This is a genomic window from Spiroplasma sp. DGKH1 (genome assembly GCF_040940205.1).
GTDB lineage: Bacteria > Bacillota_I > Bacilli_A > Mycoplasmatales > Mycoplasmataceae > Spiroplasma.
This window is the reverse complement of the sequence record NZ_JASTWG010000001.1, coordinates 48445-64247: the sequence shown is the minus strand read 5'-3', so window position 1 is coordinate 64247 and position 15803 is coordinate 48445. Positions and strand designations below refer to the sequence as shown.

Sequence of the window (15803 nt, the reverse complement as noted above, 5' to 3'; positions counted from 1 at the left end):
TTATAATGGATGACCAAATAAAATTTGCCACGGTGTTAGATCAAATTAAATTATATATTAAGGATCAGAACACCTTAGCAGAAATTGAAAAAGCCTACCACTATGCTAGTGAGAAACACCAAGGTCAAACTCGCAAAAGTGGTGCGCCCTATATTATTCATCCCTTATGAACCACCTTTTTTTTAGCGCAGTGAAGGATGGGGCCTAAAACATTAATCGCTGGATTGTTACATGATGTTTTAGAAGACACCCCGGCTACTTTTGAAGAAGTTGAAAAATTATTTGGGAAAGAAATTGCGGATTTAGTAGAAGCTGTTACAAAAGTTAGCTATTTTGCTAAAGAAAACCGTACGCAGATTAAGGCCCAGTATTTACGAAAATTATATTTATCGATGGCCAAGGACATTCGGGTTATTATTATTAAATTAGCTGATCGCTTACATAATTTAAAAACAATTAATTATTTATCGCCAGAAAAACAACAAATTATTGCCAAAGAAAGTTTAGAAATTTATTCAGCCATTGCCCACCGGATTGGGATGAAGGCAGTTAAATCTCAAATTGAAGATTTATCCTTTAAAATTATGAATCCTGCCCAGTATACTAAAATTGTCCACTTGTTAGAATGAAGTAATAAAGAACGTGAATCTAACATGGCTCAAAAAATTACCGAAATTAAAAATATTTTAATTAACGAAAAGGGGATGGATGTTCGCATTTTTGGGCGAAGCAAATCAATTTATTCGATTTACCGGAAAATGAACCAGTTTGGAAAAGACTTTGATGATATTCATGATATTTTAGCGGTACGGATTATAACTCATTCTGTTGATGATTGTTATAAGGTGTTAGGTTATATTCACCAACACTTTACTCCGCTTAATAACCGTTTTAAGGATTATATTGCAACACCGAAAAATAATTTATATCAATCGTTGCACACAACAATTGTTGCTAGTGATGGAACAATTTTTGAAGTGCAAATTCGGACTGAAGAAATGGATGAAATTGCGGAACAAGGGGTGGCGGCCCACTGACGATACAAAGAAGGCGAAAATTATGATGTTGCCAAAAAACAAAAAGATATTGATGAACGACTAGATATCTTTAAACGGATTTTGGATTTAGAAAATATCACGGCCCAAGAACGAGATGAAATTCAACAAGAGGCCTATCGTTCGGACCAACTAATGGAAGAAATCATTCAGAATGATATTTTTTCTTCGTTAGTTTATGTGTTAACTCCGAATGGAAAAGTTGTAACCTTACCGTTTGGTTCAACAGTATTAGATTTTGCCTACAAGATCCACTCGGAAATTGGGGAAAAAACGATTGGAGCCAAAATCAATGGGTTCTTTTCGCCCATCGCCACTGTTTTAAAATCCGGGGATGTTGTTGATATTAAAACATCACCATCTCAGAAACCAAACCATTCATGGCTAGTGATTGCTAAAACTTCATCGGCCCGGCAAAAAATTAAAAAATATTTAAAACGTGAAATTGCCGAAACAACGGGGGATACTAAATCTGCTAATTTAGAAAAGATTAAGCAAGTCAAAGCTAACATTGAAGACTACATTGCCAAAAAAGATTTTAAATGAAAACTCCTTGATTCAGAAGGACAACAAGAGCGTTTAGAAGCGATTAATTATCATAACATTGAAGATTTCTTGTTAGATGTTGCTAATGATGAATATTCAATTGAAGAAGCTGTTAACTTAATTTACCTAGATAATGAAACTAGCCAAAATGAAAAAATCTTAAAAAAATTACAAGATAAACAATATAAAAAAGCCCAGTTAAAAGATGACATTATTGTCCAAGGAATTACCAGCATTAAGGTTGTGATTTCCCAATGTTGTTTACCAATTCCGTATGAAGATATTGTTGGTTATGTTTCAAAAGCCGAGGGAATTAAAGTGCACTTGCGTACCTGCAAAAATATTCAGACTGCCGAAAAACAAGAACGACAAGTGGAAGTTAGTTGAAACGAAAGTGTTTCTAAAAATAAACAATATGATTGTGCCATTAAAATTGAAGCCATTGATCGCCCGGCGTTATTAGTAGATGTAACAAAAATTTTAAGTCATTTAAACGCTGCCATTCAAATGATTAACGCTCATAGTGCGCCATCTTTAATGGCAACTACCATTAAATTAATTATTAAAGTTGCAAATGTTGATAAACTAAATCAGGTGAAGTCTTCTTTATTATCAATACCTGATATCAAAGCAGTGGAAAGAATTATGATGTAAATGACGGAACTTTTAAAGTTAGTGTTAATTTCATTAACTTTTTTTGGTATAATTAAAACAATGGAAAACTTTTGCTTATCAAAAATTATTTTACATAGAACACAATAGGAGGACTTTTAATGGCGTTAACATCTTGATTAAAATTTGGGGCAATTTGAGCAATTTTTGTGATTTTTGCCATTATTGGGATTGCAGTTACACCAAGTTTAAATAATCAAGTGGGTGCAATTAAAAACAATATCATTACTAATTTAAGTATTGAGGGAATGGCAACTAACCCTTTACCAAATATTAAAGCTAGCAGTGCTTATAATCTTTTAAACTTTTTATTATCGTACGCTTCATTCCAAGGAATCTTTGCGTTAGATGGTTTTGGTTTATTTAAATTTTGGGCGTTAGATTTATATATTTTTTTACCAATCTTTGGAATTATTGCGGCGGGGACTGGGTTATTTGTTTTAATATTATTATTAAACGTTAAGACTCCCCATTGAAAATGAAATATCCGCTTAAAAGTTGGAAAACTTTGTTTATGAATTGGTGCTGTTTCTTGTTATATTGCTTTATTCTTAGGATTATTTTTAATATCACTTACGGATAATTCCCACACAGCCAATGGTTATAAAGAAATTTGATATGGAACGAATATTGATGATGGGGTGATTCACTGAACAAACGGACAACCTTATCAACCAAATGTTTTTTCAATTTTTGGGATTATTATGAACCAAGATGGCTTGGATGGTATTTTTAACTTAGCAAACGGGGCCATTAAAGCGGGGACAATTTTCTTAGTATTTTTAACACCAATTAGTTTAATACTATTAGTTATTGGTCTTGCCTTACGAATGGCCATTAGTATCTTAATGCCATCTTCTTCTTCATACCGGGGAAATAATCAGTTCTTAGCATGGCTCCGCTTTATTAACATTTCAACCAAAAAAGAACTTCGCGCTCGTATGCGTTCAAACATTGGAATGATTGTGTTAGGAATTGGGTTTGCTGTTATTATGATCTTTCCTGCTTTTATATCAACGAAAAAGTATGTTACAACAAATTACATTTTATTGGTTATTTCAATTTTACTAATGGCAATTAGTTTAATTCCCATTTACTTTATGTGGTACCGCTTATCACAATTACAACAATTTTCTTATAATTTATTAATGTTTTTGCAAATGCTAATTTGGTTAGTTATTGGGTTAATTTGACAGATCTTAATGTGAACAGAATTTAAAGCATTCTTCCAATTCCCAGCCTATGTTCCTATTATTACAATTTTCTTTTTTGTTAATATTTTAATTATTTCTTTTGCAATGTTAGTGAAAGGATATCGTTCATAGTTAATAAATTGCAGGAATAATTATATTAACCAGGAGGGCTTAAACAATGTTTGATAAATTTTCTTATTATAATTGAGCAAATAATAAGTGAGCACGTCGATGAATGATTGAACCAGAGTATCAGAAAATGCTAAAGTTAAAAGCCCAGGTTCATTATGTTCCCTTATGGCAACCACAAGAAGTTATTGTTGATTTAAACACTCACCATTTGGTTATCCCAACCAACCTGGCTAATCTGGTGCAAAAATACCAGTTACCAAAAACTAACTATTATTTATTTAAATACCATAATATCGCTAATTTATTATTAGAAAGTAATTACATTATTAGCAACTATTCAAAAATGATTGAAGCGAAGTTAACAGATGATTTTGTTTCCTTAAAATGATCACAAACGTATGGCGCATATTTTTTCAAAAAAATCACTGATTATATTTTGAAAGAAGACCAAGCGTTAGAATTTTACCGGGATACTAAAAAACGAGTGCAAAAAATTAATTATTTAATTACTAATCCTAAACAAAAACTTTAGGATTTTTTCATTTTTTAGAAAAATATTATTTTATCTTTAAACATTTTAAATGTTAAAATTTTGTTATGTATCATTTATTAATAATAACCTTTTGATATTTTTTTAGGTGCGACAAACTTAAAATACAAAAAGAATAATGAGGAGACAAAAAATGAAAAAAGATAAAGGTAATGAATTTATTAATAATGATTATCAACCAAATTTACCACCACACCAACCCCAGTCGAATAATTCCTCACCAACGGGACAAAACTATTCGCCACCACTTAGCCAAATTAATAACCCGAACTTAGTGCAACCACCATTAGGATTTGCTAATGATAATGAAATAAAAGATAAGATTCCGGGTTTTATTAAACAAAAGATAATTTGAGAAAAATTTCGTGCTAGTTGTTATCTTTTATTTGGTTTGGGAGGAATTTTTATTTTAGCATTCTTTATTACAATTTATTATGTTGCAAAAAGCAAAGGTTATTTTCCTAATTCACAGCAAAAATTATCTGATTTAATGCCTGGGGGAATTAAATTTGCGGAAGCATCTTTTGCCAATATTAAAGTTCAATTAATACCATATCCATATTTACTAATTGCTTTATTAATTTTAGCGGTTGGGATTTTCTTTTATGGTTGTTTTGAATTATCAACTATTCGCGGGGAAGTTAAGAGATATTATCAACAACTTCAAACCGGTCATGAAACTATTCCTAATTTTGTTTTTAGTATTTATAAAAAAAGTATTGTGCGTAAAATTGTTATCAATTGATTAGCAACATTAATTTACTTATTAGGGTTAATTTCCTTAGGGATTTTAATTGCTCTACAACATGCTTATGACATTGGCAAGAAAGAATTTGTGTTAGGATTTTGAAAACTTGGTAATGTTAAAAATTTAAAAACGGAAATTACTGTTACTAGTATTGTTTTATTAGCCACTTTGGGACTCCACGTTTTATCTTTACTATTAGCTAAAAGAACCCGCGGTCAAATTATTAGCTACTATGGTTATGATATTATGCCTTTTGAAGAAATGCGTTATTTAAAACGAAAAACTAATTGAATTTGTTTTTTAATTTTTTTATTAATTATTACTATAATTATTATTGCATTAGTGATATTATTACGTAAACTACACTTAAAAAAAAGTAATAAAACATTTTTATGACCATGACAACGTTAGAAAAGAGATATGAAGGTAAAAAATGAAAATTAGAATCGATCAGTTATTAGTTGATAAAAAATTAGCTCCTTCGCGTGAAAAAGCCAAGGCGCTAATTTTAAGTAATAATGTCTTAGTTAATAATGAACCAATTTTGAAGGCGGGGACATTAGTTGATGATAATGCGGACATTAAAATTCGTGGCAATGAATTAAAATATGTTTCGCGAGCAGGTTATAAATTAGAAAAAGCGCTTCGCACATTTCAAATTCCCGTGGGGGGATTAGTTTGTTTGGACATTGGTGCTTCTACTGGAGGATTTACTGATTGTTTATTACAAAATGATGCCAAAAAAGTGTATGCTGTTGATGTGGGAACCAACCAATTAGTTTGAAAATTACGTAGTGATCAGCGCGTTATTAGTTTAGAAAAAACTAATTTTCGTTATGCAAATAAAGAGCTATTTGCCGATGGCATTGAATTTGCTTGTTGTGATGTTTCTTTTATTTCATTAGATAAAATTATCCCGGTTTTAAAAGATATTTTATTACCAAAGCATTATGCTGTGTTATTAATTAAACCACAATTTGAAACTACCCGCGAAAATGTTAATAAGGGAAAAATTAATCGTCAGGAAATTCATTATGAAGTTATTAAAAAAATTATCGCATTAAGTTTACAAAACAATTTTAGTTTTTTAGATCTTGATTATTCACCAATCACTGGCAATAAAAAAGCAAACATTGAATTTATTTGTTTATTGCAACAAACATCAGCACCAATTAATAACATAACTGATCAAAAAGTGCAGGAGATTATTGCAACTGCTTGAAATAATTTATAAAATAAAAATATTAGAATTTAAATTCTGATAAAATATTAAAAACAAGTTATAATACAATTATAGAAAAGGAAAGTGAACAAAATGGCTATAAAAACTATGCAAGGTGATGTTTATACATTACTTCCTAAAAACCATATAAAAGTGGGGGATAAATTAATTTTTAAAGCGGACACCACAAAATTTGAAGATTTTAATTTGACTGATGTTAAGAAAAAATACAAAGTAATTTCCGCAATTCCGAGCATTGACACTAGTGTGTGTATGTTACAAACTCGCGAGTTTAATAATAAGCTAGTTAGCAAATATCCTGATGTGCAGTTAATTACAATATCACGTGATCTACCGTTTGCCTTAACCAGAGGTTGCGAATCTTTTTTAAATCCAAATCATATTTTATTATCTGATACTAACTATCGAGATTTTGGCAATAAAACTAATTTATATTTTGATTTTAATAACTTATTAGCTCGTAGTGTCATTGTTTTAAATGAAAATAATGAGATTATTTATTTACAAATTGTAAACCCTGTTAGTTCGGAACCAAATTACCAAGAGGTTTATACATTTTTAGACAAATTATAAAAATTGAAATGATATTTTAAATTACTAAAATATCATTTTTTATTAAAGGAGGCTTTTACTATTAATAATTTTTTAGGTTATAAAAGTATTAAATCAGATTTAAAAGACTTAAATCTGAAGTTTAAAATTGCAATTATCATTATTGCTTTGCTAACATTAGTGCTATCATTTATTGATTTTAATTATTTTTTCAATAATTCTTCCTCATGATTTGTAATTAGTGGGGCAATTGCTAATCATACGCAGGTATGAAAAATTGTTTTATTATCGCTAAGTGGAATTGCTAGTTTTACGGGGATTATTTGTATCTTTTTAATTGCTTTTGGGCGCTTATCAAATTTTTTCTGGGGAACGATTAATGTAATTATTTATGGATTATTTGCCTTTGCCTGAGGTTATATTGGGGCTGCTCAATTAAACATCTTTTTCTTTTTACCTTTTCAAATTATTGGTTGGTACCACTGGCAAAAACGAATCGGGGCTGGCGAAACTGAAGTTAAAATCCGGGAATGACGATGATACTATGTCCTTGTGGGGGCCATTATTATTGGGATCATAATTTCTGTCATTTTTTATTTTGAAATTCCCTGGTTATCAAAGCTAATTACTGGTCAGTATGACTATGATAATCAATTAGCACCCCATTTGTTAGACACTTTAAATACTGGTTTAAGCATTATTGCAATGCTTTTAATGATTGGTGGTTTACGAGAACAGTGAATATTTTGAATTTTCGTTAATCTTACCCAAATTATTATGTACAGTGGGATTACCGGTTTTATTAATATTAACATGATTATTTTGTGAACAATTAATTTAATTAATGCCGTTGTAGGTTTATTACGATGGTATAAAGTTATTTTATAAATTTTATAAATAAAATTAAAAAACCCTCCTTGCGAGGTTTATAATATAAATAAGGACACCAAACTATGAAACAACTAATTTTTGGTGTCCTTTTTATATTTAAAGCGAAAGGAGGGATGACTAATGAGTTTAATAATGACAAAAAATGAGCAAAAGTTTCGTTATGCAAAACCCTGAATTGCTATTTTATATTTTTGTTTACCAACTGTTTTAATTATGGTAATTCAAGGAGCTTATAATATTATTGATAAAGAATTAGCACTAGCATATGCTACTCCTGATTTAATGTATGATCCGTGGTATGTTAACCAATATAATATTATTAATCATCTTTACGGAGTAGAAGCTGTGACAATGATTCCTTATAATGAGATGCGTTCTTTTATTAATGTTGCAACCCAATATTCAATGCAAGTAAATAATTTAATTCTAGCGTTTAGTATTATGATTGGATTAGGATGTGCAATGAATTTTTCCATTGCCTATGGGCAACGTAATAACCAAAAAATGAAGGAGATTGCGGGGAATGGTTTTGCCACTACGACTATTTTTTCAATTATGGTTGCTTTCGTAATTTTTTGCATAATTTTTCCCCAGTGGCATGCTATTTTAATTACGAGCCAAATGGGATCATATTATAATCCAATTACAGAACAGTTATGTTGAAGCTATTTATATCCACTTTTATTATCAACACCTTTAATGTTTTTAAGTTATTGGTTTTTATCAATGCTTCGCAGTGAAGGAAAAATGAACTGGGTTATGATGTCAATTGTCACTTCTGTTTTAATAAATTGTGCCGGAAGCATTTTCTTTATGAAAGTTTGTCACTTAGAAATGGTTGGTTCAATGTTAGGAACTGTGCTTTCTTATTTTGTCCAATTTGGGTGGGGAATAATACTAATTTTTTGTTTTAAGCATAGTAATGCTCGTTTTAATAAACATGATTTATTTTTTATAAAATGAAATAATGTTGCTAATTTTATGAAAGCGGGACTGCCTAATTTTATTATTAGCTTATCATTTATGTTAACTTCTTATGTTGCAACTAGTTTAGCAGTGTTACTACCTAATCAAAAGTATGAAAACAATATTGCTATTCTTCAACAATTAATTGCAGCTATTAACCCATGGATAACTTTTATAATTTCTGTTGGGTTTGGTTTAACGCAGGGGGCTCGTTCAATTATTGCTTATAACTATGGGGCAAAAAAATATAATCGGATTTGACAAGTGCTAAAACGGGTTAGTTTAGTTTTAATAATCTGGTTTTGTTTAATTTTTATTTTAATTATGATTTTTGCCGGTGATATGATTAAGTTGTTTGCTTTTCCTGCCCAAGATGCGGGACAATACCATTGATGAGTTGTCATATATTTTATGGCTTATCCAACATGTTCATTAACTTTTATATGTTTAACTTTCTTTCAAGGAATTAATAAATCAATGATGGCGACTTTTACTAATAGTTTACGCTCAGTAGTAATTGCTTTACCATGCTTAGCAATTGGTTATGGAATAAGTATTGCAACTGGTAATCCAATTTGATTCTTTATTTTAATTGGTTTAACAGACTTTATTTGTGCTGGAATTTTAATTCCCATTTTATGATATTATTGAAGAAAATACCATCATCAGCTAATTGACACCCCAGATAATTTTAATTTGGAGGATGTTGTGTTTGTTAAAAAAGTTACGAATGTTTAATTTATAAAATCTTATTTTTGATATAGAAAAAATGTCTAAAATTAATAGAAATTTTTTAAAAAAAATAAGTTTTTTAAATATAAAAGAGTTAAAATAAAGATGTAAATAGGTAACACATTAAAGTTAATAATTTTTATTGATTTGGTTATTTAAACTAACTAAATCATTTTTACCTATTTACAAATGAAAAATGGTAACCAAGACCATACTTTTAAAAATAATATGATTCATTATTTGTAATTTTATTCAAGCAAGTAAAAACCATTCCACCTTAATTTTGCTAATTCTTTATTTGCTAAACATAAATTATAATCAAAATTAATTTGCCATAAATATTATTTAGAATCAAGTTCATTCTTATTGTAACACCAATGCAACATAGTTAGTTTAAAGATGACCCTGTTAGAGTTAGAATTAATATTGTTAAATAATATTATTGAAGATAAAAGTATCCTTGGCTATTAATTTTTCTAAGTTATAAAATAATATTTTTAAGTATTATGTAAATATAATTGATGAAAATATTAATTTAATAATATGACAAGCTCATTTGGATATTCTATTTTATTAATGTGACTCTTAATAAAGTTTTAATCATCCAGAAAAGATTTTTCTTCTTAGAACTTTTTATAATTTTCCCATTTCCTTTTCTAATTTAATTAAGAATAAATGATCAAAAAAAGTATTTTTAATTTATAAAACGTTTATTAAAACATGGACGTTTTTTTTTTTTTTTTAAAATTACTTTAATTAAATAATTATTATCTTTTTGGGTATCAAAACTATGCTTGTTTTTTTGTTAAAAATAGTTATAATCATAAAATAGGTTTATTTACATTAATAGCAAGGAACATAAGGATACCGGAAGAAATGAAAAAAGTCTTTAGAAATCTTGGGAATGTTATTATTTTAACTGATACTGCTAGTTTTGTATTAGGATTTGTGGGTTCAGTATGTGGAATTATTAGCTTACTATCCCTAGAACCTTTTTGAAATAATACAATTTTATCTTATGATATTACGATTGGGGCAATTTTTTTTGACATAGCTAGTATGTTATTTGTTTTAATTGCTTTTATTGTTGGGACTAAGCATCTACAAGTTAAGCAAGATAACCATGCAACAGTTAAAATTTTGAAGTTAGAAAAAACTTCACTGCAACTAGATTTTTTTAGTTTCTTTATTGGTTTAATTGGTTTAATTTTTGAAATTCTTAGTTTAGTATCCTTAACTGTTTTATGAAAAAATGTTCGCTTTTCTTATTTCGCTACTATTTTAGCAGTCATCTTTGATATTAGTAGTGGTTTATTAGCCGTGATTGCTTTAAAAGTATTTTTTCTAGTTCGCAAAGCAAGTAATGTGCCTGTTCAAAAATAAAATTTTAATAAATAATTTTTTATTGAGGTGCTAAAGACTAAACAAGAAAATGTTAACTATGATGTTAATCTTAATTCCGAATGACGAACCTTCGGAAAACCGGGTCGGTCGCTATACTTTATGCAAAAAATATTATATAATTAATATAATAGTTTTAGATATAAAGAGGAGATTTTTATGGCAAAAAATTATAAATTAACAGAGCCAGAAATAAGAAAGATATGAGATAATACTCATCCAGCCGGCGGACGAAACAATACTTTATTTCGTAAAGATATTGCTGGAGCTTTTATTAAAATCACTGAATTTAATAAGGAGACAGAATTTGGGTGAGTAATTGATTTATTAGTTCCTGTCGAAAAGGGCGGCGAAGTTGAGGTTAATAATTGTTTAGCAATGCATTGAAAAAATGCCAAAGCACGTAAGGGAACATTAAATGATTGAAAAGCAGCAGTGCATGGTGAAATTAAATCGGGTAATAAAAAAGAATTTCAACAACCACTAAATGTTAAAAGCAATAAAATTATTAAAGCTAAAGATATGAAGATCAAGGAAGTATCAGCAATTTGAGCTAAAAATAAAAACTCTTAATTAATTAAGAGTTTTTATTTATTAATTATTATAGAGTAACCAATTAGTTCCTGTTTCGTCAACAATCAGTCAGTTATTATTTGTTAACGAAAGAATTGGAATATTTAAAGTTTGCTTTGTTAAACTTGTTGGTTTTAAATCTTGCAAATTACTAATATCAAGATAAGTAAGAGTACCTGCCATTTGGTTAATTAAAATTCCATTTTGATCAACTTTAACGATTTGAGTAACATTTTGATATTGGTGATAAGGAATTAAGAGGGGATGATTTAAATCACTAAAATCAAGATATGTTAAGGTTAAATTATTTGGTGTTACAAAAAAGATTTGCTGATTATTAATTGCAATAAAAGAATTACTTAATAAACTTAATCCTTTCAGATGCAAAGCAGTTAATTTAGGATGCGAATTATTAATTTTTAAATATCACATATTACTATCGAGATCACTAATAATAAAAGTATTATTGGTTAATGGTAAAATATTATTTATTTCATTAATATTATTCACTTTAATTTTTAGTGGTGTTAAAACTGGTTGTTGTGGATTACTAAAATTTAAATAGGATAATTCCTGTTCCTTAGACGTTAGTAAGATTTCATGGTTACTAATTGCTTTAATAGCTGAAATATTATTGATTCCGACCTTAACAGAATTATAAACTGGTTGTTGGGGATTTTGAACATCAGCGATCAATATTTGTGATTTATTATTTATTTCAGCATTAATGATAAGTTGTGTTGAAGATAATACTTCAAGGTTATAAATGTTATTTTTAAAATTTAGATTTTTTATAACGGGATGGTTAATATCAGTTAAATCAAAATATTGCAAGGCACTTGGGAATACCCCAATTTGGTAACCAATTAAAATGTTATCAATTGGGGAAACAAATTGATACATTCCAAGATTTTTAAAGAGTAACTTACTAATAGGGTTAGTTGGATTTGTTAAGTCCAAATAATATAAATCTTTGTTGTTTCCAATTTTGTAAGTAACTACTTTACGAGCACTAATTTTTGTTTTGCTAAAACTAAATTTTTCCAATTTTGTTCAATGCTGGTTAAATGCCTTCTCTGAATGATGATAATTGGAAGGCTGGTTTTTAAAAGTTGGGCTGATAGTTATTACGCCACTAATACTTAACGCCACTAATAAATTAATTAATTTTTTCATTATGTTTTCCGCTTCCTTTCCGAAGAAAAGTCTTTCTTCATTTTCATTATAAAATAAAAAAAGTTATTAATTAATAACCTTTTTAAACTTTTAATAGTTATTAATAATATTTTATTAGTAACCATAATGTTGTTGAAAGCGATTTATATATACAGGTGCTAGTCCCCGCAGAGCAATTGGCACTACGATTTGGGTTAGCGGATAGGTAAATAAGAACATATGAATGAAGTTATAAACAAAAGCATATAATCATCCGGCATAACCTTTTCAAATTGCATCCGGGTATAACACGTTTCAGACAGCAACTGCTGATAAAATTTGTCAAAAGTAAATAATTAGCATAATTGTGATACACATAATTAAATAGTTAATATAAGTAATATATTTTTTATCATTTGTAACTTTGAATCGCATTCATCCTGCTAAGCAGGGAGTTGTCATTGGTAAAAAATAATCTAGGATAAATGATCATGGTGAAATTATAAATCCTGATTGAATAAATAAAATTGCTAATAATGAACTAACAGCCCCACAAATTCATCCTGCTAAACTTGAATGAATAAAAGCTAAGATAATTAACGGAATATATTTTAAAGCAACCCCACCACCATTTGGCAATTGGGGTAAGAGATAACTTTCAATATAGTTTAGGGCTAAAGTAATTCCCACAAATAACGCAATGATAACATAATCAAAGGTATACCATTTTCTAATTCCAAATAATTGTCAAAATTTTTTTTGTTTAGTTTTATCTTTAAAAATGGTATCTTGCGGTTTTAATTCTTGGCTATAAATTGTAATATTTAAAACTAAATTTAAAATATTTAAACTAAAGATACTTAGTAAAATAAACTGCATTTTATAGTTTAAATATTCTTCGTATTTACAAATTCAACAACTCACTGCGTATAAAATCGCAAAAATTAATCCAAAACTACAAAAACAAATTAAAAATAACCGCATGTTTTGTAAATTTTCATCGTTGTTAATATGTAATAAATTACTTAATAACGTTGCATTTAAACTAGCTGTTAAAATTAGAAAAACTAAATACAAAACAATGGGAATTATACAAATGATTTTCCCGGTCCACAAAATTATTTTTTGTTTCTTGGCATCATAAAAATTTTCAACGGTTTGCTCCATAAAAAAACTCCTTACACAATAATTACATAGTAATTAACATGAGAAAGAGAACAAAATAATAGAATATAAAATTAATTCATCATAATTTGAACTCCCTACGCTAGTATTAACTAGATCAGGTTCGAAGAGTATTTCTCAAGTTTATAAATAATAAACTACCTCTGTCAATTACTAAAATATCTTAACATATCCTTTGAAAATAATAAATAATATTATTAACTAAAAAAAAAAAAAAAACAATAATTAGAATAATTTATGATAATTTTATAAGTAAGGGACAAATAAGTGAATAATAAGGAGATAGCGAGACTTATGAATTATGATAACTTAATTAATAAATTAGAAAATTTAAAAAATAATGAAAATAAATTTTCTTTTATCAGTGAATTTATTATTAATCATTTGAATAAAATTAATAATTATAATATTAACCAATTAGCAAAGGCAACTTTTTCTTCGCCGGCCACCATTATTCGAATGTGTAAAGAAATTGGCCTTCAAGGTTATAAAGAATTAATTATTATTTTAACATCTTTTAATACTAATAAGCACCCAAATAATCATAACCTCGACAATACTTTGACTAAAATTAAAACTAATTTAGAGGCAACTAATGCCTTATTAAATTATGAAATTATTCAAAAATTTGTTGACTATGTGAATAATAATAAAACAATCTTATTATTTGCCTATGGTGAATCAGCTTTATGAATGGAAAGCTTTTACTCACGACTATTACGGTTGGGTATTAAAACTTATTTTAATAAAGACCATGAAAACAATTTAATTTTTAGTCAAATTATTGACCAGGATTTTGTTGTCTTAGCATTATCATTATCGGGAGAAACCAAAAGTGTTTTAAATTTAGTTAAGCAAGCCAAAAAGAACCATGCTGTTATTTTTACAATTAGTAAATATTTACAAAACCACTTAAAAAAACTAAGAGATTATAATTTAAATCTTAGTTATAATCCGAATGATAATTATTTAATTACAAAGTCCACACGTTATGCAATGTTATATGTGCTAGATTTAATTTATGAGCAAATTATTGCTTCAAGAGAAGAATACTATACTAATATTTTACAAAATACCTTTTTGAAAAAATAAAAAAAGTTTCATTTTTAAAAATAAATAATGAAACTTTTTTTGTTTTATTTAGTTTTAAACTTATTATAGGGAAAAGAGGTGATCATCTTTAATGGGTGTGGATAAAAGTACTGCCCAAATGGTGGTTAAAAAATTAATGACAGCAGACCAATATAAAATAGCTAGTAATACATATGATATTTTTGAAAATCATATTTTAGCCTTTCTTCACCGTTTTTACCACCAGCAAGAATTGGAATTTGATTTGACACCAGAGATTAGGGCACAAATTAAACCAGAATTTATCAAAGCAGCAACAGAGTTTTTAAATGATTTATTGAAGTTATTAAGTGAAAAAGATTTTGAAATTAGTGAGAAAGAAATTTTTTTAGTGGCAACACATTTAGCAAATTGGGAGGAGGTTTAAAAATGACAAAACCACTAGTAGTTATTGGCCACCGAATGGGTCAAGGATTTAATGTGAAAGCGGGGGTTGAAGCCGCGGGAGGAACTGCAATTGTTATTGAAGGGATGCTAGCTGATATGAAGTTAGGGCAAGTAATGAATGAAGTTCAAGCTGATTTAGGAATTAGTTTTTGTGGCTCTGGGGGAGCTGGGGCCATTACCGCTGCTAATGAATTTGATTATGAAGCAGTTGATCATTTACGATCAGTTGACGAGGGAGTTAGTGCAATTAAACAAGGCATCCAAGTATTAGGATTTGGATTTATGGACACGGAAGAGTTAGGTGAAAAATTAACCACCGCTTGATTAGAGGTTCATCAAAATGAATAATCCCGAAGATAAAATTCAATCATCCCAACCCTCTTTAATAAATACTTATCAACAAGAAGACAAATCAATTTTAAAAATTGAAGAAACCGATTTAATCGTAACCGGAAAAGGTCTTAAAATTCGTGAAGCATATAATAATGCTTTTGAAGAAATGAAAAAATTAGCATATAAGAAATTTAATAATTTTATTATTCATTTAGAACCATTAGATGTTGTTGAGTTATCTGATAATAGTGAATTAAAATCACAACGGTTTTTAGGAACTTTTTTTCCCCACAAAAAACTTAAGTATGAAATTAAATTGAAAATTATTGTGCGGGCAAAATATCTTGAAATATTTTAG

Annotated in this window: 16 protein-coding genes and 1 riboswitch; of the genes, 14 read left to right on the top strand and 2 right to left on the bottom strand. The window is 28.4% G+C overall.

The features are described from left to right. The first annotated feature begins 5 nt into the window (after positions 1-5). From QPK10_RS00315 to QPK10_RS00270, 10 genes are all read left to right on the top strand, one after another. The gene (locus QPK10_RS00315) at positions 6-2255 is read left to right on the top strand and encodes a bifunctional (p)ppGpp synthetase/guanosine-3',5'-bis(diphosphate) 3'-pyrophosphohydrolase (RefSeq protein WP_368486057.1); all 2250 of its coding nucleotides are present in this window, start codon (positions 6-8) and stop codon (positions 2253-2255) included. Between the two features lie 119 nt (positions 2256-2374). Next, positions 2375-3598 (top strand): motility-associated protein Scm1, encoded by a 1224-nt coding sequence (scm1, locus tag QPK10_RS00310; RefSeq protein ID WP_368486056.1) that lies wholly within the window; start codon positions 2375-2377, stop codon positions 3596-3598. Positions 3599-3644: 46 nt separating this feature from the next. Further along, positions 3645-4130 carry a hypothetical protein gene (locus QPK10_RS00305; protein WP_368486054.1) on the top strand — a complete coding sequence of 162 codons (486 nt, stop codon included), beginning with the start codon at positions 3645-3647 and terminating at the stop codon, positions 4128-4130. A 151-nt stretch (positions 4131-4281) separates the two neighbouring features. Then, complete coding sequence (locus tag QPK10_RS00300; protein WP_368486053.1) at positions 4282-5307, top strand: MSC_0882 family membrane protein; 1026 nt, start codon at positions 4282-4284, stop codon at positions 5305-5307. A 22-nt stretch (positions 5308-5329) separates the two neighbouring features. Then, positions 5330-6130, top strand: a complete 801-nt coding sequence (locus QPK10_RS00295; RefSeq protein WP_368486052.1) for a TlyA family RNA methyltransferase — start codon at positions 5330-5332, stop codon at positions 6128-6130. A gap of 81 nt (positions 6131-6211) precedes the next feature. Further along, positions 6212-6712: a peroxiredoxin gene (locus QPK10_RS00290; protein WP_368486051.1), complete on the top strand. Its 501-nt coding sequence runs from the start codon at positions 6212-6214 to the stop codon at positions 6710-6712. Between the two features lie 3 nt (positions 6713-6715). Continuing rightward, positions 6716-7579, top strand: coding sequence for a nicotinamide riboside transporter PnuC (pnuC, locus tag QPK10_RS00285; RefSeq protein WP_368486050.1), 864 nt, complete (start codon positions 6716-6718; stop codon positions 7577-7579). Between the two features lie 123 nt (positions 7580-7702). Further along, positions 7703-9286 (top strand): MATE family efflux transporter, encoded by a 1584-nt coding sequence (locus tag QPK10_RS00280; protein WP_368486049.1) that lies wholly within the window; start codon positions 7703-7705, stop codon positions 9284-9286. Positions 9287-10156: 870 nt separating this feature from the next. After that, complete coding sequence (locus QPK10_RS00275) at positions 10157-10663, top strand: hypothetical protein (RefSeq protein ID WP_368486048.1); 507 nt, start codon at positions 10157-10159, stop codon at positions 10661-10663. A 177-nt stretch (positions 10664-10840) separates the two neighbouring features. Beyond that, positions 10841-11254, top strand: a complete 414-nt coding sequence (locus QPK10_RS00270; RefSeq protein WP_047791338.1) for a hypothetical protein — start codon at positions 10841-10843, stop codon at positions 11252-11254. Positions 11255-11275: 21 nt separating this feature from the next. Here the strand turns inward: QPK10_RS00270 and QPK10_RS00265 are convergent, their stop codons facing one another. Next, entirely contained in the window at positions 11276-12430 is a 1155-nt protein-coding gene (locus QPK10_RS00265) for a hypothetical protein (protein ID WP_368486047.1), read from the bottom strand. 114 nt (positions 12431-12544) lie between these two features. After that, entirely contained in the window at positions 12545-13576 is a 1032-nt protein-coding gene (locus QPK10_RS00260) for an energy-coupled thiamine transporter ThiT (protein ID WP_368486046.1), read from the bottom strand. Between the two features lie 74 nt (positions 13577-13650). Further along, positions 13651-13749, bottom strand: a riboswitch (TPP riboswitch). A 139-nt stretch (positions 13750-13888) separates the two neighbouring features. Here QPK10_RS00260 and QPK10_RS00255 point away from each other — a divergent pair. From QPK10_RS00255 to QPK10_RS00240, 4 genes are all read left to right on the top strand, one after another. Continuing rightward, positions 13889-14686 (top strand): MurR/RpiR family transcriptional regulator, encoded by a 798-nt coding sequence (locus QPK10_RS00255; RefSeq protein WP_368486045.1) that lies wholly within the window; start codon positions 13889-13891, stop codon positions 14684-14686. A 91-nt stretch (positions 14687-14777) separates the two neighbouring features. Further along, complete coding sequence (locus tag QPK10_RS00250; protein ID WP_368486044.1) at positions 14778-15092, top strand: hypothetical protein; 315 nt, start codon at positions 14778-14780, stop codon at positions 15090-15092. A 2-nt stretch (positions 15093-15094) separates the two neighbouring features. Continuing rightward, complete coding sequence (locus QPK10_RS00245; protein WP_368486043.1) at positions 15095-15460, top strand: SFCGS family glycine-rich protein; 366 nt, start codon at positions 15095-15097, stop codon at positions 15458-15460. Next, on the top strand, positions 15453-15803 hold the full coding sequence (locus QPK10_RS00240; protein ID WP_368486042.1) for a DUF4312 family protein: 351 nt from the start codon (positions 15453-15455) through the stop codon (positions 15801-15803). The genes QPK10_RS00245 and QPK10_RS00240 overlap by 8 nt, the downstream gene beginning before the upstream one ends.